Here is a 22521-nt window from a genome sequence, read left to right as displayed (position 1 = left end):
CAGCCATGTTTCATCGTTTATGGACGTTAATTCGTAAAGAGCTACAGTCGCTGCTGCGTGAGCCGCAGACCCGCGCCATTCTGGTGCTACCGGTGCTCATTCAGGTGCTGTTATTCCCCTTCGCCGCCACCCTGGAGGTGACCAACGCCACTATTGCTATCTATAACGAAGACAATGGTAAACATTCGGTAGAGCTGACCCAGCGCTTTGCCCGCGCTAAAGCCTTTACTCACGTGCTGCTGCTGAAAAGCCCGCAGGAGATCCAGCCTACCATCGATACCCAAAAGGCGCTGTTGCTGGTGCGCTTCCCGGCCGATTTTTCGCGCAACCTGGACAGGCTGCAAACCGCCCCTATGCAGTTAATTCTGGATGGGCGGAACTCCAACAGTGCCCAGATTGCCGCGAACTATCTGCAGCAGGTGGTGAAGGAGTATCAGCAAGAGCTGATGGCGGACAAACCTAAACCGAACAACAGCGAACTGGTAGTGCGCAACTGGTATAACCCTAACCTCGACTACAAGTGGTTTGTGGTGCCGTCGCTTATCGCCATGATCACCACCATTGGGGTGATGATCGTCACTTCGCTCTCCGTGGCCCGCGAACGGGAACAGGGCACGCTCGACCAACTGCTGGTCTCGCCGCTGGCCACCTGGCAAATCTTTGTCGGTAAAGCGGTACCGGCACTGATTGTCGCGACGTTCCAGGCGACCATCGTGCTGGGGATCGGCATCTGGGCCTATCACATCCCCTTCGCGGGGTCGCTGGCGCTGTTTTACTTCACGATGGTGATCTATGGTCTGTCGCTGGTGGGATTCGGGCTGTTGATCTCGGCGCTTTGCTCTACGCAGCAGCAGGCCTTTATCGGGGTGTTTGTCTTTATGATGCCCGCCATTTTGCTGTCGGGGTATGTTTCGCCGGTCGAGAACATGCCGGTATGGCTACAGAATCTGACGTGGGTAAACCCTATTCGTCACTTTACCGATATTACCAAGCAGATCTACCTGAAGGACGCGAGTCTGGATATTGTCTGGGGAAGTTTGTGGCCGCTACTGGTGATAGCGGCCACGACGGGCTCAGTGGCCTACGCGATGTTTAGACGCAATATCGCGTAACTTTTTCTCCCGGGTCAGCAGTGACACCACTGCCGGCCCGGCGAGGATGGCCAGGCCTGCCAGAGCCAGTAATATATTGTTCTGCAGCACGCGTGACAGCAGCCACAGCACAATCATGGCCGCGCCGAAATACCAGGTGGTGGTCAGCTCTTCAAGTACATCTGCCACTTCACGCCAGCGTTGCTCATGGTGACGCTGTAAAAAGAGCATCAGCAGGACGGTCACCCCGTACAGCACTGATAAACCTAACCCAACGCGCACCAGCGCTCCGCTGGTCCACGCCAGCACCAGCACAGCGACAACCGCTAAATGCAACATAATCTGCCAGCAACTCAGGCCGGTTGCGACGCGAATGCGTTGTTGCCACTTCATGGCTTCTCTCCTGGAGGATTTTTCTCTGCTTCTTCAGACTACCGCACTTTACGGAAAATTCCGTAACCCAGCATCTTTTTGTGACGACGACTACACTTTATTTTCATCAGGATAGTAACGCCGGAGGGAGCTTATGAGCCAACAAAGCCGCCATTTTTCGCTAAAAGTGTTGACGATCAACATCCATAAAGGCTTTACGGCATTTAACCGCCGCTTTATTTTGCCGGAGCTACGCGACGCGGTTCGCACCGTCAGCGCGGATATCGTCTGCCTGCAGGAGGTGATGGGGGCGCACGAAGTGCATCCGCTGCACGTGGAGAACTGGCCCGATACCAGCCACTATGAGTTTCTTGCCGATACCATGTGGAGCGACTATGCCTACGGGCGCAACGCGGTCTACCCCGAAGGGCACCATGGCAATGCGGTGCTTTCACGCTATCCTATTGAACATTACGAAAACCATGACGTTTCGGTGGGCGAGAGCGAAAAGCGTGGGCTGCTCTATTGCCGTATCGCCCTGCCGGAATTCGACGCCCCCCTGCACGTGGCCTCTGTCCATCTGGGGCTACGAGAGGCGCACCGCCGGGCGCAGCTGGATATGATGTCCACCTGGGTCAATGGCCTGCCGGAGGGCGATCCGGTGGTGGTGGCCGGGGATTTTAATGACTGGCGCCAGCGGGCTAACCATCCGTTGAAAGCCCGGGCGGGATTAGATGAGATTTTTACCCGCGCCCACGGTCGACCGGCACGGACTTTTCCCGTTAGCTTTCCGCTGCTGCGTCTCGACCGTATTTATGTGAAAAATGCCCATGCCAGCGCCCCTACCGCGCTGGCGCTGAGAAACTGGCGTCACCTGTCCGACCATGCCCCTTTGAGTGCGGAGATCCACTTATGAAATGCTCATGGCAAGAGGGTAACCGGATACGGCTTCTGGAAAACGGAGATAACTTTTATCCCGCCGTTTTTGCCGCCATTGGCAAAGCGGAACGCAGAGTTATTCTCGAAACCTTTATCTGGTTTGAAGATGGCGTAGGTCGCCAGCTGCATGCGGCAGTGCTCGGTGCGGCTCAGCGCGGTGTACAGATTGAAGTCCTGCTGGACGGCTACGGCTCACCCGATTTAAGCGATGATTTTGTCGGTGAGCTGACCGCGGCCGGCGTGGTGTTCCGATATTACGATCCACGCCCTCCCCTGCTGGGCATGCGTACCAACGTCTTTCGCCGTATGCACCGCAAAATTGTGGTCATTGATGACCGCATCGCCTTTGTCGGCGGCATTAACTACTCCGATGAACATATGTCGGACTACGGCCCGGAAGCCAAGCAGGATTACGCGATAGAGGTGGAAGGCCCAGTGGTGCAGGACATCCTACAGTTTGAGCTGGAGAACCTGCCCGGCAACGCCGCCGCCCGCCGGTGGTGGAAGCGCCGCCACCGCCCGGAAGAGAACACCAAACCCGGTGAGGCTCAGGCGCTGTTCGTCTGGCGTGACAACGAAGAACACCGGGATGATATTGAGCGCCACTATCTGAAGATGCTGGCTAACGCCCGTCGGGAAGTGATCATTGCCAATGCCTATTTCTTCCCGGGCTATCGGCTGCTGCACGCTATGCGTAACGCAGCACGGCGTGGGGTTCGGGTGAAGCTTATCGTTCAGGGCGAGCCTGATATGCCGATTGTCACCGTAGGCGCGCGTCTGCTGTATCACTATCTGGTGAAAGGCGGCGTACAGATCTACGAATACCGCCGCCGTCCACTGCATGGCAAAGTGGCGGTGATGGACGATCACTGGGCGACCGTGGGCTCCAGTAATCTCGACCCCCTTAGCCTCTCGCTGAATCTCGAGGCTAACCTGATTATTCACGATCGCGAGTTTAACCATACGTTGCGCGAAAACCTGAACACCATTATTGAAAAGGATTGCGTGCGCGTGGATGAGTCGATGGTACCGAAACGCACCTGGTGGAACCTGACAAAAAGCGTGGTGGTGTTCCACTTCCTGCGCCATTTCCCGGCGCTGGTTGGCTGGCTGCCCGCCCATACGCCCAAGCTGGCGCAGGTTGACCCGCCAGTGCAGCCCGAGATGGAGACGCAGGATCGTGTCGAAGCTGAAAATACGGGGGCGAAACCCTGATGAGTAAAAAACATTCCCGCTGGCGGGTGGCCAAAAAAATTCTCACCGGGCTCTTTTTCATCGCCGTAGCGGTGCTGCTGGTGATTTACGCGCAGAAAGTGGACTGGGAGGACGTGGGGAAAGTTATCCGCGACTATAACCCGTGGATCCTGGCGAGCGCTTTTGGTCTTGTGATAGTGAGCTACCTGATTTATGGCTGCTATGACTTACTGGGGCGGGCCTATTGTGGTCACAAACTGGCAAAGCGGCAGGTGATGCTGGTGTCGTTTATCTGCTATGCCTTTAACCTGACCCTGAGCACCTGGGTGGGCGGCATCGGTATGCGCTATCGCCTCTATTCCCGTCTCGGCCTGCCCGGCAGCACCATCACCCGCATCTTTTCGCTGAGTATCACCACCAACTGGCTGGGCTATATCCTGCTGGGGGGGGTGATCTTTACCGCAGGCGTGGTGCAACTGCCCGACCACTGGTATATCGACCAGGGTACGCTGCGGATTATTGGCATTGTGCTGCTGGCGATGATTGCGTTCTATCTCTGGGCCTGCGCCTTTGCTAAACGCCGTCATATGACTATTAAGGGCCAGAAGCTGGTGCTGCCGTCGTGGAAGTTTGCGCTGGCGCAGATGGCCATCTCGGCGGCAAACTGGATGGCGATGGGAGTCATCATCTGGATGCTGATCGGCGAAGATGTGAATTACTTCTTCGTGCTCGGCGTTCTGCTGGTGAGCAGCATCGCCGGGGTCATCGTCCATATTCCTGCCGGGATCGGGGTGCTCGAGGCCGTATTTATTGCCCTGCTGGCCGGGGAACATGTTTCGCACGGCAAGATAATTGCCGCCCTGCTGGCGTACCGCGTGCTCTATTACTTCCTGCCGCTGGCGCTGGCGACGGTGGGGTATCTGATTCTGGAAGGTCGGGCGAAGAAGCTGCGGGCGAAAAACGAAGAGGCGATGCAGAAACAGTGATAATGGCCCGGCGAAGGGTTCGCCGGGCCTGAGCGTTAACGGCGGTTGCCGAAAATACGCAGCAGCATCAGGAACAGGTTGATGAAGTCCAGATAGAGGGTCAACGCCCCCAGAATGGCGTATTTACGCAGGTTGCTACTGTCACGCACATCCATCTGCTCGCCGATGTTTTTCAGCTTCTGAGTGTCGTAAGCCGTCAGCCCGACAAAGACAATCACCCCGATATAGGTCACCGCCCACATCAACGCCTCGCTCTTTAGCCAGAAGTTCACCAGCGAAGCCAGCACGATACCAATCAGCGCCATAAACAGCATATTGCCGAAGCCACTCAGGTCACGTTTGGTGGTGTAGCCATACAGACTCATGGCACCAAACATCCCACCGGCCACCACAAAGGTGCTGGCGATAGATGAGTAGGTATAGACGAGGAAGATGCTGGAGAGCGTGAGTCCCGTCAGCGCCGAATAGAGCATAAATAGCGTTGTTGCCATCCCGGCGCTGAGCTTATGCACCAGGCCTGAGAGCACAAATACCAGCCCCAGCTGCGCAATGATCAGCCCAAAGAAGGTGACTTTGCTTGAGAAGATAAACATCATCAACTCAGGCGTATTCGCCGCATACCAGGCGATAAACGCGGTCAGCAGCAGCCCGACCGTCATCCAGCCGTACACCTGCGCCATATAGGTCTGCAGCCCGCTGCGGGTCTGCTGAACTATCGAATCGGAACGCGGAAATCGATCCATGACTCACTCCTGTTAAGAAAACATACTCATAAGCCTAACACATCCCGGCAATCCGGCTACCAGCGATGGGCTGCGGCTTTATCGCTGTCGCGGGACTCGACCCAGCGCTCACCTTCCGGCGTGGCTTCGCGTTTCCAGAAGGGGGCGCGCGTTTTCAAATAATCCATAATAAACTCGCCCGCGTCGAAGGCGCTGCCGCGATGAACGCTGGTGACGCCGACAAAGACAATCTCTTCGCCCGGCCACATCTCACCAATGCGATGGATGACAGTGACGCGCCCTAATGCCCAGCGTTCGCGCGCACCGGCAACGATTTCCTTCAGCGCTTTCTCGGTCATCCCCGGGTAGTGTTCCAGCGTGAGCGCTTTAACGCTGTCGCCCAGGTTGTGGTTACGCACTTTACCGGTAAAGGTCACCACCGCGCCGTCTTCGTCGCGCTCGGCCAGCCAGCGGTACTCTTCACCCACGTTAAAGGGCGCGGTCTGCACGCGGATGCAGGTTTCACTCATGTTAGCCTCCGGTGACCGGCGGGAAGAAGGCGACTTCGTCACCGGCACGGACGGGATGGTTAAACTCAACGAGGGTCTGGTTGACCGCCGCCAGCAGTTTGCCGGGCTCCAGCGCCAGCGCCCAACGGTCACCCTGCCCCGCCAGGTGCGCACGCAGCGCTTCAACATCGTCGAAGGTGGCATCCAGCGTCAGGATGTCGGTATTGACCAGCTCGCGCACCTGCGCAAAAAACAGAATTTTAATCATTGCTTTCCACCCTGAAATCCCCCGATTTACCGCCGCTCTTCGCTAACAGGCGCACCGGGCCAATTACCATATCTTTCTGGACCGCTTTGCACATGTCATAGATGGTCAGCGCCGCAACCGAGGCAGCGGTGAGGGCTTCCATCTCAACGCCGGTTTTACCCGTCAGACGGCACAGCGACTCAATACGCACCCGGCTCTGTTCCGGCTGGGCCTGCAGATTCACTTCGACTTTGCTTAACATCAGCGGATGACAAAGCGGAATCAACTCCCAGGTACGTTTAGCGGCCTGAATGCCTGCGATACGCGCCGTGGCAAAGACGTCGCCTTTGTGGTGGCTGCCATCAATAATCATCGCCAGAGTCTCTGGCAACATGGTGACGAAGGCTTCTGCGCGCGCTTCGCGTACGGTTTCCGCTTTGGCGGAGACATCCACCATATGGGCTTCGCCCTCGGCGTTAATATGGGTCAGTTGCGACATAGCTTACTTCTTAAGATGAGGATGGAAATTGCACGGGCGCGTACGGGCATCAAGCTGCGGAGCGATAATGTTCTCCCACGCGGTACGACAGGCTTTCGTGGAGCCCGGCATAGCAAAAATCAGGGTGTTATTGGCGATGCCAGCCACTGCGCGCGACTGCAGCGTGGAGGTGCCGATCTCTTCAAAGGAGAGCATACGGAACACCTCGCCAAAACCTTCGACTTCGCGATCGAAGAGCGGGAGCAGCGCTTCCGGTGCCTGGTCCCCGGCCGTAAAACCGGTGCCACCGGTGATCAGTACCACCTGCACGTTTTCGCTGGCGATCCACTGAGAGACCTGCGCACGTATGGCGTAGCGATTCTCTTTAACAATGGCCTTATCGACAATCTGATGGCCCGCATCATGCGCCGCCTCGCGCAGCCAGTGACCAGAGGTGTCATCCTCTTCGCCGCGGCGTTCAGAGACGGTAAGAATGGCTATCCTCGTCGGGATAAATTCGGCGTTAACCTGGCTCATGTTCTGCTTCCTTATGCGCTTAACCGCCAATATAAGAGAGGTTCTGGGTGATTCCGGTATTGCCCTGATGCAGGAAGTGGGTCTGTTTTTTGTGCGTCAATGCCTCGGAGATACGTGCTTCAAGCGCCTGCTGTTGTGCATCCTCGGCAAGCAAATCGCGCAGATCCACGCCGCCATCGCCAAACAGACAGAGATGCAGTTTACCCACTGACGAAACGCGCAGGCGGTTACAACTGGCACAGAAATCTTTCTCATAAGGCATGATCAGCCCAATTTCGCCTTCGTAATCAGGATGGCAAAAGACTTGTGCCGGGCCGTCGCTGCGCTGACGAATCTGATGGATCCAGCCACGTTTGAGTAGCGCATCGCGCAGCACCATGCCAGAGATATGATGACGGAGGAACAGCTCGCTACCTTCACCGGTCTCCATTAATTCGATAAAACGCAACTGAATGCGACGCGGTTTGATCCACGCCAGAAAGGTGTCGAGCTGATGATGATTCACATCGCGCATGAGCACGGTGTTGACTTTAACCTTGTCGAAGCCCGCCTCAAAGGCGGCATCGATCCCCTCCATCACCTGCTGAAACTTGTCCTGCCCGGTGATGGCGTGGAACTGACGGGCATCGAGGCTATCGACGCTAACGTTAATTGCCGTCAGACCCGCATCGCGCCACTGGGCGACGTCGCGTGCAAGACGGTATCCGTTGGTTGTGACCGCAATCTGACGAATGGCGTCGTTTTCACGCACAGCGGCAATAATATCGACAAAATCACGGCGCAGTGAGGGCTCTCCTCCCGTAAGGCGAACCTTTTCGGTGCCCATTGCAGCAAAGGCGCGCGTCACGCGGCGCACTTCATCCACTGAGAGAAAGCCGTTATTGGTTACGCTACCCGGTTTATAACCCTCGGGCAGGCAATAGGTGCAACGAAAGTTGCACACATCGGTAATCGACAAACGTAAGTAATAAAACTTACGCGCGAAAGCATCGGTAAGTTGTGAAGCCATGTACACCTTTCCAAATATGGGAGGCACAGTCATTTCTTTCTGTACCCTGGTGGCGGTACCGCCACGGCCAGAACGCCATATCATTGTGGACACAGGCGTTAAGGCTAGAGTGTATGTTTTCAGTAATGAAAACGTGGTTAAGCCGATAGTAGCGCGTTAAAGGGGATTTCGCCATCCCGCGCTTTCGCTATATAAATTTATATATAACGCGCTTATCGTCTATTTTTGCAACAGAATACGCAAATACCCTGTTTTTGCATTGATGTACGTCATTTTGCCTCCGGACGGGCATCGTCTTTTAGGGGTAGTTAGGTTACTGTTAGCGGGTTCGTAATTTGAAGGAATGTTTATGCGCAACCGCACTTTTGCCGACCTCGATCGCGTGGTGGCCCTCGGTGGAGGGCACGGCCTGGGACGAGTGATGTCATCTCTGTCATCTCTCGGCTCACGCCTGACAGGGATTGTAACTACCACTGATAACGGGGGCTCAACGGGTCGAATTCGCCGCTCTGAAGGGGGGATCGCCTGGGGCGATATGCGTAACTGCTTAAACCAGTTAATTACCGAACCCAGCGTCGCCTCGGCCATGTTTGAGTACCGTTTTGGCGGTAATGGCGAGCTTTCGGGTCATAACCTCGGAAATCTCATGTTAAAGGCGCTGGACCATCTCAGCGTCAGGCCTCTGGAGGCGATCAATCTCATTCGCAACCTGCTTAAAGTGGATGCGTTTTTGATTCCGATGTCCGAATTGCCGGTTGATCTGATGGCTATTGATGCCGACGGCCACGAAGTCTATGGCGAAGTGAATATTGATCAGCTCACCGTAGCGCCAAAAGAGCTGATGATCTACCCCAGCGTGCCTGCCACCCGCGAAGCGGTAGAAGCGATAGGCGAAGCAGATTTGATTCTGATTGGCCCCGGCAGCTTTTATACCAGCCTGATGCCGCTGCTGTTGATTAACGAGCTGGCGCAGGCGCTACGCCGTACACCGGCGCCGGTGGTCTATATCGGTAACCTGGGGCGCGAACTCAGCCCGGCCGCGGCCAGCTTAACGCTGGCGAACAAATTGCAGCTGATGGAGGAGCGGGTCGGTAAGAAAATTATCGATGCGGTGGTCGTGGGGCCCAAAGTGGATACTTCAGGAATGGAGGGACGCGTGGTGATTCAGGAGCCGCTGGAGGCCAGCGATATCAAATATCGTCACGATCGACATCTGCTGCGTGTCGCGCTGGAAAGCGCCATTCAGGCATTGGGCTGAATGACGTTTTGACCGGTTCCCTCGCCCGAGAGGTGAGGGAACCGACGTTAATCACGACGCCGCAATAAACAACTCTCGCAACTGATGCAGCTGATCGCGAAGCTGCGCCGCCTCTTCGAACTCGAGGTTCTGCGCATGCTGCATCATCTGCCCTTCCAGTTCGTGTATTTTCTGCTGCAACGCTTTTGGCGTCAGTAACGCGGAATCGTCTTCCACTATGACCGGGCGCGCTTTACCGCGGCCTTTGGCTTTGGTCTTGGCAATGTTCTGACCCAGCGCCAGAATATCCACCACTTTCTTGTTCAGACCCTGTGGCGTGATGCCGTGCTCTTCGTTGTATTGTTGCTGCTTCTCACGACGACGCTCGGTCTCACCAATCGCTTTCGCCATCGACGGGGTGATCTTATCGCCGTAGAGAATCGCCTTACCGTTTACGTTACGCGCGGCACGGCCAATGGTCTGAATCAGTGAACGCTCAGAGCGCAGGAAGCCCTCTTTATCAGCGTCCAGAATCGCGACCAGCGACACCTCAGGCATGTCCAGCCCTTCTCGCAGTAAGTTGATGCCCACCAGCACGTCAAACTCGCCCAGACGCAGGTCGCGGATAATTTCCATACGCTCGACGGTATCGATATCCGAGTGCAGATAACGTACCTTTTCGCCATGCTCTTCCAGGTATTCGGTCAGATCTTCCGCCATGCGCTTGGTGAGGGTCGTTACCAGCACGCGCTCGTTGATAGACGCCCGGGCGCGGATCTCAGAGAGCAGATCGTCGACCTGCGTCGCCACCGGGCGCACCTCGATGATTGGATCAAGCAGACCGGTCGGACGCACAACCTGATCCACTACGTCGCCGCCCGACTTTTCGAGCTCATAGTTGCCCGGCGTCGCTGAAACGTAGATGGTTTGCGGTGCCAGTGCCTCGAACTCTTCAAATTTCATTGGGCGGTTGTCCAGCGCGGAAGGCAGGCGGAAGCCATACTCCACCAGCGTCTCTTTACGCGCCCGGTCACCGCGATACATGCCGCCGATTTGCGGAATGGTTACGTGGGATTCATCCACCACCAGCAGGCCATCCGCCGGCAGGTAGTCAAACAGGGTCGGCGGTGCTTCGCCCGGCCCGCGCCCGGAGAGGTAACGGGAGTAGTTTTCGATGCCGGAGCAGTAGCCCAGCTCGTTCATCATCTCCAGATCAAACTGGGTGCGCTGGCTCAGGCGCTGCTCTTCCAGCAATTTATTGTTGGCAAGCAGCACCTTACGGCGATCGCCCAGCTCGACTTTAATCTCTTCCATCGCCTGTACGATACGCTCGCGTGGGGTCACGTAGTGGGTCTTTGGATAGATGGTGTAACGCTGAATTACCGACTCCACATGGCCGGTAAGCGGGTCGAACAGCGACAGCCGCTCTACCTCTTCATCAAACAGTTCCACGCGCAGGGCGATATCGTCGGACTCGGCGGGGAAGATATCAATCACCTCGCCGCGCACGCGGAATGTACCGCGCTGGAAGGCCTGATCGTTACGGGTGTACTGCAGCTCGGCCAGACGGCGCAAAATGGCGCGCTGATCGATAATCATGCCCACCGTCAGGTGCAGCATCATTTTCAGATAGAGATCCGGGTCGCCCAGACCGTAAATCGCCGATACCGAGGCCACCACCACCACATCGCGACGCTCAAGCAGCGCTTTGGTGGCAGAGAGTCGCATCTGCTCAATATGTTCGTTTACCGAGGCATCTTTCTCGATAAAGGTGTCCGAACTTGGGACATAGGCTTCAGGCTGATAGTAGTCGTAGTAAGAGACGAAATACTCAACGGCGTTTTCAGGAAAGAACTCTTTCATCTCGCCGTACAGCTGCGCCGCCAAGGTTTTATTTGGCGCCAGCACCATGGTCGGACGTTGCAGGTCGGCAATGACGTTGGCAACGGTAAAGGTTTTACCCGAGCCGGTTACCCCCAGCAACGTCTGATGCGCGAGACCATCCTCCAGCCCCTCTTTCAAACGGCGAATCGCTTCTGGCTGATCGCCAGAAGGACGGAAAGCGGAATTCAGTTTGAACGGTTTACTCATTAACAACGACCTGATGATCAATTATACGGCAGGTGAGTAATTTTACTCGCGATACGGTTTTTTGCCAGTAAATTATACTGGATGAAAAACCAGTAACGTGAATTGCCATTTCTGTTACCGCCTACTCTTTAACCGGTTTACTGCGCAAAATTTCGCCTGCATCCCGCCAGAATGCAGAACTTTTTCGGTTATCCCCAAAACTTTTCCTTTTTTAACATTTGTCAAGACGAGCCCACGTACTTTTGTCATTAACCATGACACTTTCTTGACAGACATTGCTTTTATATAACTTATTGATAATAAAGAAATATTAAGAAAAGACGGGTTTCGCAGCAATTCAGGCGCAGGCCGCGTATTCTCTCGCTTACCTCACGTTTTCTAACTCTAATGCACAAGGTTATCCACAGGAATAGTGGATAACTCATTCCAGCCCGTAGCCGCCGCCGCTCTGCTAATTCCCGGTTTTTTAACCCAACGCGGCAAGAAATTTTTTTTATCGCTAAATTTTGGTGATCCTCAGCGAAAAAAGGCAGAGCAAATTGGTGGGATCTTGCTCACACTCCCGGCAGAAAGGCGCTGCACCATTACTCTTCATGGCTGGCACTGCGGCAGTGCAATCTTCTGCGATTGAGGGAGAAACTTTGCGGCGGGTTCCGAAAAAACGGTGTTTTTTGCCCTCTTCTGACTCTGTGGCAAGGGTTTTGCAGTACATGTCAGGTCATCGTCGCCAGCCTAAGGAGAAAACACGATGTTGAGCCTCCGAGCCGTTAACCAGTACTACGGGAATCAGCATACGCTATGGAATGTCGATCTCGACCTGCCCCCTGGCGTGTGTACCGGTATCGTCGGCCTGCCCGGCATGGGGAAAACCACGCTGATCCACTGTATTGCGGGTTTGCTGCCTGTCGCCAGCGGCAGCATGGTGTGGCATGAGGCGGGCGCCCCTCCCTACAATCTGTTAGGCGTGGCGGCGCAGACGCGCCATCAGCTAGGCATTGGCTATGTGCCGCAAGAGCGGCGCATCTTTTCACTGCTGACGGTAGAGGAGAACTTACAGGTTGCGCGGATGGCAAAGGGAGACATGGGCGGCACCATGAATGGCGAGATCTACGACCTCTTCCCGGAACTCTACCCTTTGCGCCGGTTACGCGCGTCGGGTATCGGTGAGGCAGAGCAGTACCAGCTGGCGCTGGCGAATACGCTGGTGACCCGTCCCCGGCTGCTGATCCTGGATGAACCCAGCCGCGGGCCGGGACAGTCGTTCGCCGTGAAGCTGGCGCAGCTGCTGGTGCGGCTTAACCGGGAGTTAGGGTTATCGGTTTTACTGGCAGAACAGCAGCTGTCGCTGATCCGCCGGGTCGCGGATCGCTTTTGTTTACTCTACCGCGGGCGCAACGTTGCCCAGGGACGCGTTAGCGAGCTGGACGATCCCTTGCTGGCCCACTGGATGGCGTCAGCACGCTAAGGGAGAGATAGCGCCCCACCTCTGCCGTATCGCCGCGCTCACCCAGCCAGGGAATCTCGCCCAGCAGCGGTGCGGGGATGAGCCGGGTCAACGACGCCATATACTCCGCGTGGCGTTTACCCGGCGGTACGACATCGTTAGCCACCCAGCCCGCCAGCCGGAGTCCGGCCTGCTCTACCGCCTTCGCGGTCAGCATGGCGTGGTTAATACAGCCCAGTTTCACCCCTACCACCAGGATCACCGGCAGCTGCTCAGTCACTACCCAGTCGGCAAAAGTCTGCGTCTCTGAGAGTGGCGTGAACCACCCCCCTGCCCCCTCTACCAGCACCCAGTTGGCCTGCTGTTCAAGGGTACGCAAGCCGGCAGAGAGGATCGAAAAATCGATGGGGCGCCCTTCGTCAGCGCTGACGATGTGCGGGGAAGTCGGCTCCGCAAAGGTGTAAGGGTTCACCCGATCGTAGGGCAGCGCCACGCTGCTGTTGTGCTGTAAAGCCAGCGCATCGCTGTTACGAAGCCCCTCTGCGGTCATCTCGCTGCCCGAGGCTACCGGTTTGTAACCTGCCGTACGGTACCCCAGGGCGGAAGCTGCCTGTAACAGCGCGGTGCTGGCAACGGTTTTGCCTACCTCAGTGTCGGTGCCGGTGACGAAATAGCGGTTAATCACGTTCGATAATTCCATGAAAGAGTTGATAAGTTAGCGGAAATTTTCCGTTCTGCTGCGGCCATGCCAGCGCTAACTGCTGTAACGCTCTACGGGTCAGCAGTTTACCGGCACGCCCTTCGTGCAAATGGGTGGCTCCAATTCCCTTCAGGGATCGCATCGCCTGCAGGGCATCATCAAACGGCAAAGTGACCGTCTGACGCTTTACCCGGCAACGCCAGCCAGAGAGAGCTTCTGTGAGCTGCTGCGCCGTTAAAAAGCGGTTAGCGTGGGCGCGGTCATCTATCGCTCGCCAGGCCTGATTCAGCTCCGGCAGGGAGTCGTTCAGAAGTGTGGTAAATGCCACCTGCCCTCCAGGACGCGTCACCCGGTAGAGCTCGGCGAGCGCTTGCGGCAGGCTGGCGCACCACTGTACCGCCAGGTGGCTCCAGACCAGATCAAAACCGGCATCCGCTAGCGGGATAGCCTCGATATCCGCCAGCAGGTAGGCGTCTGCGGCCTCGTTGCTGCGGGCCTGTTCAAGCATCGGTGCGCTGAGATCCATCGCCGTCACGTGGCTGCCCCGACTGCGCCAAACGCGGCTATTCCCGCCCGGACCGCAGCCTGCATCCAGTACCCGGCTGGGGACGATGTCCCTCAACAGGACAAGCAGCCCCTGCGCGCTGTGTCGCTGCAGCGCGTCATGGTTAGCATAGCTCTGGGCAGCGCGGCCAAAGGCAGCGGCAATCGCCTGTTTATTCACTTGCGGCATGGAGCGCCTCCAGAAGCGTCGTGATATCTGCCGCTTTATGGGCGGCGGTGAGGGTCAGGCGCAAACGCGCCGTGCCCGCAGGCACCGTAGGCGGTCGGATCGCCGTTACCCAAATGCCCTGGCTTCTGAGCTGCTGCGCCAGATTCAGCGCCCGGCCATTCTCGCCTACAATCAGCGGTTGAATGGCACTGTGCGAGTGGGTCACCTGCAGCGGCGAACCCTTCACACCACGGCGGAACTGTTGAATATGCTGTGCCAGTTTTTGTCGCCGGGCATCGCCCTCTTCACCCCGAATGAGGTTAAACGCCGTCAGCAGCGCGACCGCCTGGGCAGGCGGCATGCTGGTGCTGTAGATGAGATGGCGTGCAAACTGCAGCAGATAATCGGCAACCTCGTCGCTGCACAGCACCGCCGCGCCGCTGACGCCCACCCCTTTACCAAAGGTGACGACCAGCAGGTCCGGTTTGACCTGCTGACAAGCCGCGCTGCCCCGCCCTTCCGGGCCGGTGATGCCGATCCCATGGGCATCGTCCACCAGCAGCCAGCCCTGTCTCTGCCAGGTAACTGAGGCCAACGCCGCTAAAGGCGCGCTGTCGCCATCCATGCTGAAAATCCCCTCGGTCACCACCAGCTGTTGGCCGGCGCAGGGTTTATCCAGCAATTCGGCCAGCTGCGCAGGATCGTTGTGCGCAAAGCGGCGTAACTGCGCCGGGCTGAGGCTGGCCGCCTCCAGCAGCGAAGCATGGCTCAGACGATCGGCCAGGATCCGATCCGCTTTGCCCGGCAGGGCCGCAATGAGAGCCTGATTCGCCGCAAAGCCCGAGATAAACAGCAGCGCACGTGGATAGCCTAACCAGCCGGCCAGATGCTCTTCCAGTGCCTGATGCGCACGGGTATAGCCGCTGACATGGCCCGAGCCGCCGCTGCCGACACCGTACTGCTCAGCCCCCTGCTGCCAGGCACGAATAACCTCAGGATGTTGGCTCAGCCCAAGGTAGTCATTGCTGGAGAAGTTGCAGTAGCGCTGCTGGTCGCGGGTGAGAAACCGGCCCGCGCCGTTCTCAACCACCGTGCGCACGCGCAGCGCGTCTGCCGCCCGGCGTGCGTCCAGGGCGGCGGTGATCCGTTGCTGCCAGGTCATACCGTTGCCGCGTTGTAGAACTGTTCAGTGTCGGCGTTGAAAAGTTGCTGCTCCAGCTGATGCTGTTGCTCAATATCACCCGTGGCTACCGCGGTCTGCTGCGGATTGAGCCCCAGCTTACGGAACAGCTGAACGTCTTTGTCCTCTTCCGGGTTCGGGGTGGTCAGCAGCTTGCAGCCGTAGAAGATGGAGTTCGCCCCGGCCATAAAACACATCGCCTGGGTCTGTTCGTTCATCTGCTCGCGACCCGCGGAAAGACGTACCCAGGAGGTCGGCATCATCACGCGCGCCACGGCAATAGTGCGAATAAAATCGAACGCATCGACGTCATCGTTATCGGCCAGCGGGGTGCCCTTTACCTTCACCAGCATGTTGATAGGCACGCTCTCTGGCGGCGTCGGTAAGTTGGCCAGCTGCAGCAGCAGACCTGCACGATCTTTCACCGTTTCGCCTAAACCGACGATCCCGCCCGAGCAGACTTTGATGCCCGCATCGCGCACCTTGTCGAGGGTGTCGAGACGCTCCTGATAGGTGCGGGTGGTGATGATATTGCCGTAAAACTCCGGGGAGGTGTCGAGGTTGTGGTTGTAGTAATCCAGCCCCGCCGCGCTCAGGCGCTGAGCCTGGGTTTCGTTCAGCGTACCCAGCGTCATACAGGCCTCCATCCCCATCGCCTTCACGCCTTGTACCATCTGCTCCAGATAAGGCATATCGCGATCGTGAGGGTTCTTCCAGGCGGCCCCCATGCAGAAGCGGGTGGAGCCTGCGTTTTTCGCCTGACGGGCTGACTCCAGCACCTGTTCAACTTCCATCAGACGTTCAGATTCCAGGCCAGTTTTGTAGCGCGCACTTTGCGGGCAGTATTTGCAATCTTCCGGGCAGGCGCCGGTTTTAATCGACAGCAAGGTGCTGACCTGCACCTGCTGCGGATCGAAGTGCTGACGATGAATTTGCTGGGCTTCAAACAGCAGTTCAAGGAGGGGTTTTTCAAATAATGCAGTAACTTGCGACATCGTCCAGCGTGTCTGGTGAGCCATGGGGCATCTCCAAAAGGGGTTTAGTTCAGGGTGGGTTCGGTTTATACTTGTAAACCTAAATGTTTTCAAAATGGTTTACAAGTCGATTATGACAACGGACGATCTCGCTTTCGATCAGCGCCACATCTGGCACCCTTACACCTCTATGACCCAGCCGTTACCGGTTTACCCGGTCGCCTCGGCGCAGGGTTGCGAACTAAAACTCGCCAGCGGCGAGCTGCTGGTGGACGGGATGTCTTCCTGGTGGGCGGCCATTCATGGCTACAATCACCCGCGTCTGAACGCGGCGATGAAGGCGCAGATCGATCAGATGTCTCATGTCATGTTCGGCGGTATTACCCACCAGCCCGCCGTGGATCTCTGTCGTCGGCTGGTGGCCATGACCCCGCAGGCGCTAGAGTGCGTGTTTCTTGCCGACTCGGGCTCGGTGGCGGTAGAGGTGGCGATGAAAATGGCGCTGCAATACTGGCACGCCAAAGGCGAAACGCGTCAGCGTTTCCTCACCTTCCGCAACGGCTATCACGGCGATACCTTCGGCGCGATGTCGGTCTGCGATCCTGATAACTCCATGCACAGCCTGTGGAAGGGCTATCTGCCGGAAAACCTCTTTGCACCCGCCCCGCAAAGCCGCTTCGATGGCAAATGGGATGAGGCAGACATGGTCGGCTTTGCTCGCCTGATGGCGGCGCATCGTCATGAGATTGCCGCCGTGATCCTCGAACCTATCGTGCAGGGCGCTGGCGGTATGCGGATGTATCATCCCGAGTGGCTTAAACGTATTCGCAAAATGTGTGACCGGGAGGGGATCTTGCTGATTGCCGACGAAATCGCCACCGGCTTTGGCCGCACCGGTAAGCTCTTTGCCTGCGACCATGCCGGGATCACTCCGGATATTCTCTGTTTGGGCAAGGCGATAACCGGCGGTACCATGACGCTTTCTGCCACCCTTACGACCCGTCAGGTGGCCGACACCATCAGCGAGGGTGAAGCGGGCTGCTTTATGCACGGCCCGACGTTTATGGGTAATCCACTGGCCTGTGCGGTGGCGAGTGAAAGTCTGGCCCTGCTGGAGAGCGGCGAGTGGCAAGCACAGGTTGCGGCCATCGAGACGCAGCTTTCGCAAGCGCTGGCGGCGGCGCGTGAGTCCGAATACGTGGCTGACGTGCGGGTGCTGGGCGCCATCGGCGTGGTTGAAACGCACCATCCGGTCAATATGGCGGCGCTGCAACGCTTCTTTGTGGCACGGGGCGTGTGGGTCCGACCGTTTGGTAAGCTCATCTATCTGATGCCGCCGTACCTGATCAGCCCTGAACAGTTGCAAAAGCTCACCACGGCGGTGGTGGATGCTGTACACAATCCCGCACATTTTGCGATTTAATCCATAGCGTTACGTTTTGTACTCTCGTTTTGCATTACACTTTTTGCAGAGTTCACTACGGAGAAACGGTATGAAGTTAATCAGTCAGGATCTGCGCGACGGCGAAAAACTCCCGGAGCGTCATGTCTTTAACGGCATGGGTTATCAGGGCGATAACATCTCCCCCCACCTGGCCTGGGATGAGGTGCCGGCGGGCACGAAGAGTTTTGTAGTCACCTGCTATGACCCGGATGCGCCTACCGGTTCAGGCTGGTGGCACTGGATCGTGGCGAATCTGCCTGCCGATACACGCGTGTTGCCGCAGGGGTCGGGCTCATCGCTGGTGGCCCTGCCGGAAGGCGCGGTTGAAACCCGTACCGATTTTGGTAAAGCGGGCTATGGCGGCGCGGCGCCGCCGAAGGGCGAAACCCATCGCTATATTTTCACGGTACATGCGCTGGACGTAGAGCGAATCGAGGTCGATGAAGGCGCAAGCGGCGCGATGGTAGGCTTTAACGTGCATTTCCACACGCTGGGCAGCGCGTCGATCACGGCGATGTATGTTTGAAAACCTGCCCGGCTCTGCGCCGGGCTTATCGTTATAATATGGCCGGAAGCAGCCCCACCAGGCTGCGCTGGCTCAGCAGCGCAATCGCCGCATCAATGTCTGGCGCAAAAAACCGATCGTCATCATAGTGCGCCACCTGCTCGCGCAGGGTATGTCGTGCCTGCTCCAGCAGCGGGCTGGACGTTAAGCCCTCGCGCAGATCCATCCCCTGGCAGGCCGCCAGCCACTCTACTGCCAGCACGCCACGGGTGTTACCGGCCATCTCCCATAAACGTCGCCCTGCGGCAGGCGCCATCGAAACGTGATCTTCCTGATTCGCTGAGGTGGGCAGACTGTCCACGCTGTGCGGGTGTGACAAGGCTTTGTTTTCGCTCGCCAGCGCCGCCGCGGTTACCTGGGCAATCATAAATCCGGAATTCACCCCGCCGTTGCGCACCAGGAAGGGCGGCAACTGCGACATGTGTTTATCCATCATTAGCGCGATCCGCCGCTCAGCCAGCGCACCGATTTCGGCAATCGCCAGAGCAATGTTGTCTGCGGCCATCGCCACCGGCTCGGCGTGGAAATTGCCTCCGGAGACCACCTCGTTCTCCTGCGCAAAGACCAGCGGGTTATCGGACACCGCATTCGCCTCGACCAGCAGTACCTCCGCCGCCTGACGCAGCTGGGTAAGGCAGGCGCCCATCACCTGCGGCTGACAGCGAAGGGAGTACGGATCCTGCACTTTGTCGCAGTTATGGTGCGACTCAGCGATGGCGCTGGTGTCCGTCAGGACGTGACGGTATAGCGCTGCGGCGTCAATTTGCCCGCGCTGGCCACGCACGTCGTGAATACGGGCATCAAACGGACGCCGCGAGCCGAGCACCGCTTCGGTGGTGAGCGCGCCACAGACGACCGCTGAGGCAAAGAGATCTTCTGCTTCAAACAGGCCGCGCAGCGCAAACGCAGTGGAGGCCTGAGTGCCGTTAAGCAGCGCCAGCCCCTCTTTCGCCGCCAGCGTCACCGGCGTCAGGCCGGCTTGTTGCAATGCTTCGCGGGCGGGCAGCCACTCTCCCCGGTAACGCGCTTTCCCCTCGCCCAGTAGCGTGAGCGACATATGCGCCAGCGGGGCCAGATCGCCGGAGGCCCCCACCGATCCCTTCGCCGGGATCCACGGGTATACGCCGGCATTGACCAGCCCAATCAACGCCTGAATCACGCTGAGACGGATACCGGAAAATCCCCGGGCAAGGCTGTTAATTTTTAGCACCATCATCAGGCGCACGATCGCATCGTCGAGCGGCTCCCCCACGCCGGCGGCATGAGATAACACCAGCGAACGCTGAAGGTTTTCCAGGTCATGCGTGGCAATTCGCGTCTGGGCCAACAGGCCAAAACCGGTGTTGATGCCATAGGCGGTGCGCCCTTCTGCCACAATCGCCTCAACGCAGGCGACGCTCTCATTAATGGCGCCAAATGCCGCCTCGCTGAGCGTGAGCTGCATCGGGCTTCCCCAGAGCTGACGAAGCTGGGCCAGAGTTAGCGTACCGGGGTTAAGCGTAAAGGCATTCATCGGTGCTCTCCTCGTTGAGCGGTGATCATCGGCAGGTTGAGTCCCTGCTCTCTGGCGCAATCAATCGCAATGTCGTATCCGGCGTCTGCATGACGCATCACGCCCGTGGCCGGATCGTTATGCAGGACGCGGGCGATACGGGCGGCCGCGTCATCGCTGCCGTCACAGACGATGACCATCCCGGCATGCTGGGAGAAGCCCATACCCACCCCACCGCCGTGGTGCAGCGAGACCCAGGTCGCTCCGCTGGCCGTGTTCAGTAATGCGTTAAGCAGCGGCCAGTCGGAGACCGCGTCAGAGCCGTCACGCATGGCTTCGGTTTCTCGGTTCGGGCTGGCAACCGAGCCAGAATCGAGATGATCGCGGCCAATAACGATAGGGGCGGAGACTTCACCACTCCGTACCATTTCGTTAAATGCGAGGCCGAGTTTCTGGCGCCACTCCAGCCCGACCCAGCAGATACGCGCCGGAAGCCCCTGGAAGTTAATACGTTCCCGGGCCATATCCAGCCAATGATGCAGGTGGACATCGTCAGCGATAATCTCTTTCACTTTGGCGTCGGTTTTATAGATATCCTGCGGATCGCCGGAGAGCGCCACCCAGCGGAACGGGCCGATACCCCGGCAGAAAAGTGGACGAATATAGGCAGGGACAAAGCCCGGGAAATCAAAGGCGTTTTGTACACCCATCTCCTTCGCCATCTGGCGGATGTTATTGCCGTAATCAAATGTGGGGATACCCTGCTGGCTGAAGGCCAGCATTGCGTTGACGTGCTCTGCCATGGAGAGCTTCGCGGCCCGCACAGTGCCCTGGGGATCCTGCTGCGCTTTTTGCTGATACTCATCCCAGCGCCAGCCTTTCGGCAGGTAGCCGTGCAGCGGGTCATGGGCGCTGGTCTGGTCGGTGACCATGTCCGGGCGCACGCCGCGCGCCACCAGTTCAGGCAGGATCTCCGCCGCGTTGGCGCACAGTGCGATCGAAACGGCTTTGCCCTCTTCGGTATATTTTTTGATGCGCGCCAGGGCGTCGTCCAGCGTGTCGGCCTGCTCATCCACATAGCGGGTACGCAGACGGAAATCAATGCGGCTCTGCTGACACTCAATATTGAGTGAGCAGGCCCCTGCCAGGGTGGCGGCCAGCGGCTGCGCTCCGCCCATTCCCCCCAGTCCGGAGGTAAGAATCCAGCGCCCTTTCAGGGAGCCGTCATAGTGCTGGCGTCCGGCTTCAACGAAGGTTTCCCAGGTGCCCTGGATGATCCCCTGGCTGCCGATATAGATCCAACTGCCCGCCGTCATCTGGCCGTACATGGCCAGCCCTTTTGCATCCAGCTCGTTAAAGTGTTCCCAGGTCGCCCAGTGGGGTACCAGGTTGGAGTTGGCAATCAGCACACGTGGCGCGTTGGAGTGGGTTTTGAATACCCCTACCGGTTTGCCGGATTGCACCAGCAGGGTTTCGTCTGCGTCGAGCTGCGTGAGCGCCTCGACAATAGCGTCGTAGCAGTCCCAGTTGCGCGCCGCGCGGCCGATACCGCCGTAAACCACCAGCTCGTTCGGGTTTTCGGCCACATCGGGGTCGAGGTTATTCATTAACATACGCAGCGGGGCTTCGGTGAGCCAGCTTTTAGCGGTCAATGTGGTGCCGCGGGGTGCGCGCACCGTCTGCTGGCGATACTTGCCTGACGACATGATGTGCTCCTCATTGGGGAGAGAATATACAATTAGATATACTTGTATAGACAAGTGCACACAAGGCTGAATTTAACAAAAAATATACATTTTTATTATATTGCGTCAGCAATCACGCTTTTAAAACTTATGACATAAAGTGACCTTGCAGCCGGTAGCGGTCGCCCGGGAAGAGCAGGCGCGCATGAGAGACAATGTTCGATGCCGACCAGGTCCGTCGACGGATCATCAGACAGGGATCGTGCTCTTTGATGCGCAGCAGTTCGCACTCCTGACGGGTCGCACGGACAGCCTCGACAATGTGTTCCCCTTCGGTGAGCGGGGCAATCAGCGACAGATAAGCATGCGGCGTGGTAGCGGTATAATCTTGCTCTAAATAGGCCGGCACCCTGAGCGCATTGACGCAGCGATCCTCAATCTGCACCGGCACGTCGTTTTCGAAGTGCAGCATCATAGAGTGAAAAATTGCCGTGCCCTCTTTCACATCCAGGGCCATGGCCTGCTGGGCAGAGGCTTGCGTCTCCTCCAGCAGCAGCACCTCACAGCGGTGCTGATGCTGACGGGCGGTTATTTCGTCGGCAATGCTGCGGATCTCAAACAGTGCCGACTGCCCTTTAGGTTCGGCCACAAAGGTGCCAACCCCCTGCAGACGGACCAGTAACCCTTCGTCGGTAAGCTCCCGCAATGCACGGTTGATGGTCATACGGCTAAATCCAAACTGCACCACCAGCTCCGCCTCGGATGGAATACGATCGTGTGCCCGCCAGACGCCCGTGGCGATTTGATGGCTGATCGCCTGTTTCACCTTTTCGTAAAAAGGTGCCGGGGCGTTAGTTTGCCGCTGCGAAGCGCGTGTGAACATAACCATTCCTTAAGCCGTAAAAAGTCGAGT

At 57.7% G+C, this 22521-nt stretch carries 23 protein-coding genes and 1 riboswitch; of the genes, 8 read left to right on the top strand and 15 right to left on the bottom strand.

What is annotated here, in order from left to right:
• The first annotated feature begins 5 nt into the window (after window positions 1-5).
• The gene (locus tag B2Q93_RS11840) at window positions 6-1112 is read left to right on the top strand and encodes an ABC transporter permease (protein WP_046886935.1); all 1107 of its coding nucleotides are present in this window, start codon (window positions 6-8) and stop codon (window positions 1110-1112) included.
• Here the strand turns inward: B2Q93_RS11840 and B2Q93_RS11835 are convergent.
• Window positions 1074-1484 carry a YbhQ family protein gene (locus tag B2Q93_RS11835; protein WP_286933121.1) on the bottom strand — a complete coding sequence of 137 codons (411 nt, stop codon included), beginning with the start codon at window positions 1482-1484 and terminating at the stop codon, window positions 1074-1076. The two genes, B2Q93_RS11840 and B2Q93_RS11835, sit on opposite strands and share 39 nt — an antisense overlap.
• Before the next feature lie 133 nt (window positions 1485-1617).
• Here B2Q93_RS11835 and B2Q93_RS11830 point away from each other — a divergent pair, with 133 nt between their 5' ends.
• Genes B2Q93_RS11830 through B2Q93_RS11820 form a run of 3 tightly spaced genes read left to right on the top strand, consistent with a single transcriptional unit; the run spans window position 1618 to window position 4582 of the window.
• On the top strand, window positions 1618-2379 hold the full coding sequence (locus B2Q93_RS11830) for an endonuclease/exonuclease/phosphatase family protein (RefSeq protein ID WP_046886936.1): 762 nt from the start codon (window positions 1618-1620) through the stop codon (window positions 2377-2379).
• On the top strand, window positions 2376-3617 hold the full coding sequence (gene clsB / locus B2Q93_RS11825; protein ID WP_046886937.1) for a cardiolipin synthase ClsB: 1242 nt from the start codon (window positions 2376-2378) through the stop codon (window positions 3615-3617). Before B2Q93_RS11830 ends, clsB begins: the two co-directional genes overlap by 4 nt.
• Window positions 3617-4582 carry a lysylphosphatidylglycerol synthase domain-containing protein gene (locus tag B2Q93_RS11820; protein ID WP_046886938.1) on the top strand — a complete coding sequence of 322 codons (966 nt, stop codon included), beginning with the start codon at window positions 3617-3619 and terminating at the stop codon, window positions 4580-4582. The genes clsB and B2Q93_RS11820 overlap by 1 nt, the downstream gene beginning before the upstream one ends.
• Before the next feature lie 35 nt (window positions 4583-4617).
• Here the strand turns inward: B2Q93_RS11820 and B2Q93_RS11815 are convergent, their stop codons facing one another.
• The 6 genes from B2Q93_RS11815 to moaA all read right to left on the bottom strand — a co-directional run bounded on the left by B2Q93_RS11815 (window position 4618) and on the right by moaA (window position 8084).
• Window positions 4618-5325: a Bax inhibitor-1/YccA family protein gene (locus tag B2Q93_RS11815; protein WP_040076479.1), complete on the bottom strand. Its 708-nt coding sequence runs from the start codon at window positions 5323-5325 to the stop codon at window positions 4618-4620.
• A gap of 56 nt (window positions 5326-5381) precedes the next feature.
• The gene (gene moaE, locus B2Q93_RS11810; RefSeq protein WP_286933120.1) at window positions 5382-5834 is read right to left on the bottom strand and encodes a molybdopterin synthase catalytic subunit MoaE; all 453 of its coding nucleotides are present in this window, start codon (window positions 5832-5834) and stop codon (window positions 5382-5384) included.
• A gap of 1 nt (window position 5835) precedes the next feature.
• Window positions 5836-6081, bottom strand: coding sequence for a molybdopterin synthase sulfur carrier subunit (moaD, locus tag B2Q93_RS11805; RefSeq protein ID WP_046886940.1), 246 nt, complete (start codon window positions 6079-6081; stop codon window positions 5836-5838).
• Window positions 6074-6559 (bottom strand): cyclic pyranopterin monophosphate synthase MoaC, encoded by a 486-nt coding sequence (moaC, locus tag B2Q93_RS11800; protein ID WP_286933119.1) that lies wholly within the window; start codon window positions 6557-6559, stop codon window positions 6074-6076. The genes moaD and moaC overlap by 8 nt, the downstream gene beginning before the upstream one ends.
• Before the next feature lie 3 nt (window positions 6560-6562).
• Window positions 6563-7075 carry a molybdenum cofactor biosynthesis protein B gene (moaB, locus tag B2Q93_RS11795; RefSeq protein ID WP_040076483.1) on the bottom strand — a complete coding sequence of 171 codons (513 nt, stop codon included), beginning with the start codon at window positions 7073-7075 and terminating at the stop codon, window positions 6563-6565.
• A gap of 19 nt (window positions 7076-7094) precedes the next feature.
• Window positions 7095-8084, bottom strand: a complete 990-nt coding sequence (moaA, locus tag B2Q93_RS11790) for a GTP 3',8-cyclase MoaA (protein WP_286933118.1) — start codon at window positions 8082-8084, stop codon at window positions 7095-7097.
• A riboswitch (molybdenum cofactor riboswitch) is annotated at window positions 8072-8208 on the bottom strand. It overlaps the preceding gene by 13 nt.
• A gap of 225 nt (window positions 8209-8433) precedes the next feature.
• Here moaA and yvcK point away from each other — a divergent pair.
• On the top strand, window positions 8434-9342 hold the full coding sequence (yvcK, locus tag B2Q93_RS11785) for a uridine diphosphate-N-acetylglucosamine-binding protein YvcK (protein ID WP_207293268.1): 909 nt from the start codon (window positions 8434-8436) through the stop codon (window positions 9340-9342).
• A gap of 51 nt (window positions 9343-9393) precedes the next feature.
• Here yvcK and uvrB read toward each other — a convergent pair whose 3' ends face one another.
• Complete coding sequence (gene uvrB / locus B2Q93_RS11780; RefSeq protein ID WP_212477376.1) at window positions 9394-11412, bottom strand: excinuclease ABC subunit UvrB; 2019 nt, start codon at window positions 11410-11412, stop codon at window positions 9394-9396.
• A gap of 748 nt (window positions 11413-12160) precedes the next feature.
• Between uvrB and B2Q93_RS11775 the strand changes: the two genes are divergently transcribed.
• Complete coding sequence (locus B2Q93_RS11775) at window positions 12161-12877, top strand: ABC transporter ATP-binding protein (protein WP_286933117.1); 717 nt, start codon at window positions 12161-12163, stop codon at window positions 12875-12877.
• Here the strand turns inward: B2Q93_RS11775 and bioD are convergent.
• From bioD to bioB, 4 genes are read right to left on the bottom strand one after another with little or no spacing between them, the layout of a single operon-like run.
• Window positions 12825-13541 (bottom strand): dethiobiotin synthase, encoded by a 717-nt coding sequence (gene bioD / locus B2Q93_RS11770; RefSeq protein ID WP_286933116.1) that lies wholly within the window; start codon window positions 13539-13541, stop codon window positions 12825-12827. The genes B2Q93_RS11775 and bioD overlap by 53 nt on opposite strands.
• The gene (gene bioC, locus B2Q93_RS11765; protein ID WP_286933114.1) at window positions 13534-14289 is read right to left on the bottom strand and encodes a malonyl-ACP O-methyltransferase BioC; all 756 of its coding nucleotides are present in this window, start codon (window positions 14287-14289) and stop codon (window positions 13534-13536) included. The genes bioD and bioC overlap by 8 nt, the downstream gene beginning before the upstream one ends.
• Complete coding sequence (gene bioF, locus B2Q93_RS11760; protein ID WP_286933113.1) at window positions 14273-15430, bottom strand: 8-amino-7-oxononanoate synthase; 1158 nt, start codon at window positions 15428-15430, stop codon at window positions 14273-14275. Before bioF ends, bioC begins: the two co-directional genes overlap by 17 nt.
• Window positions 15427-16467 (bottom strand): biotin synthase BioB, encoded by a 1041-nt coding sequence (gene bioB, locus B2Q93_RS11755; RefSeq protein ID WP_040076491.1) that lies wholly within the window; start codon window positions 16465-16467, stop codon window positions 15427-15429. The genes bioF and bioB overlap by 4 nt, the downstream gene beginning before the upstream one ends.
• A 70-nt stretch (window positions 16468-16537) precedes the next feature.
• Between bioB and bioA the strand changes: the two genes are divergently transcribed.
• Together bioA and B2Q93_RS11745 are read left to right on the top strand one after the other, a co-directional pair.
• Window positions 16538-17845, top strand: a complete 1308-nt coding sequence (gene bioA, locus B2Q93_RS11750; protein WP_212477367.1) for an adenosylmethionine--8-amino-7-oxononanoate transaminase — start codon at window positions 16538-16540, stop codon at window positions 17843-17845.
• Between the two features lie 70 nt (window positions 17846-17915).
• Window positions 17916-18392, top strand: coding sequence for a kinase inhibitor (locus B2Q93_RS11745; protein ID WP_046886949.1), 477 nt, complete (start codon window positions 17916-17918; stop codon window positions 18390-18392).
• Between the two features lie 31 nt (window positions 18393-18423).
• Here the strand turns inward: B2Q93_RS11745 and hutH are convergent, their stop codons facing one another.
• The 3 genes from hutH to B2Q93_RS11730 form a co-directional block, all read right to left on the bottom strand.
• Window positions 18424-19944, bottom strand: coding sequence for a histidine ammonia-lyase (hutH, locus tag B2Q93_RS11740; protein ID WP_286933112.1), 1521 nt, complete (start codon window positions 19942-19944; stop codon window positions 18424-18426).
• The gene (hutU, locus tag B2Q93_RS11735; protein ID WP_286933111.1) at window positions 19941-21629 is read right to left on the bottom strand and encodes a urocanate hydratase; all 1689 of its coding nucleotides are present in this window, start codon (window positions 21627-21629) and stop codon (window positions 19941-19943) included. Before hutU ends, hutH begins: the two co-directional genes overlap by 4 nt.
• Before the next feature lie 127 nt (window positions 21630-21756).
• The gene (locus B2Q93_RS11730; RefSeq protein WP_286933110.1) at window positions 21757-22491 is read right to left on the bottom strand and encodes a histidine utilization repressor; all 735 of its coding nucleotides are present in this window, start codon (window positions 22489-22491) and stop codon (window positions 21757-21759) included.
• Between the last annotated feature and the right edge of the window lie 30 nt (window positions 22492-22521).

This window comes from Leclercia sp. UBA5958, from assembly GCF_002430365.1.
Classification (GTDB): domain Bacteria; phylum Pseudomonadota; class Gammaproteobacteria; order Enterobacterales; family Enterobacteriaceae; genus Enterobacter; species Enterobacter pneumoniae.
This window is presented reverse-complemented; position numbering and strand designations above follow the sequence as displayed.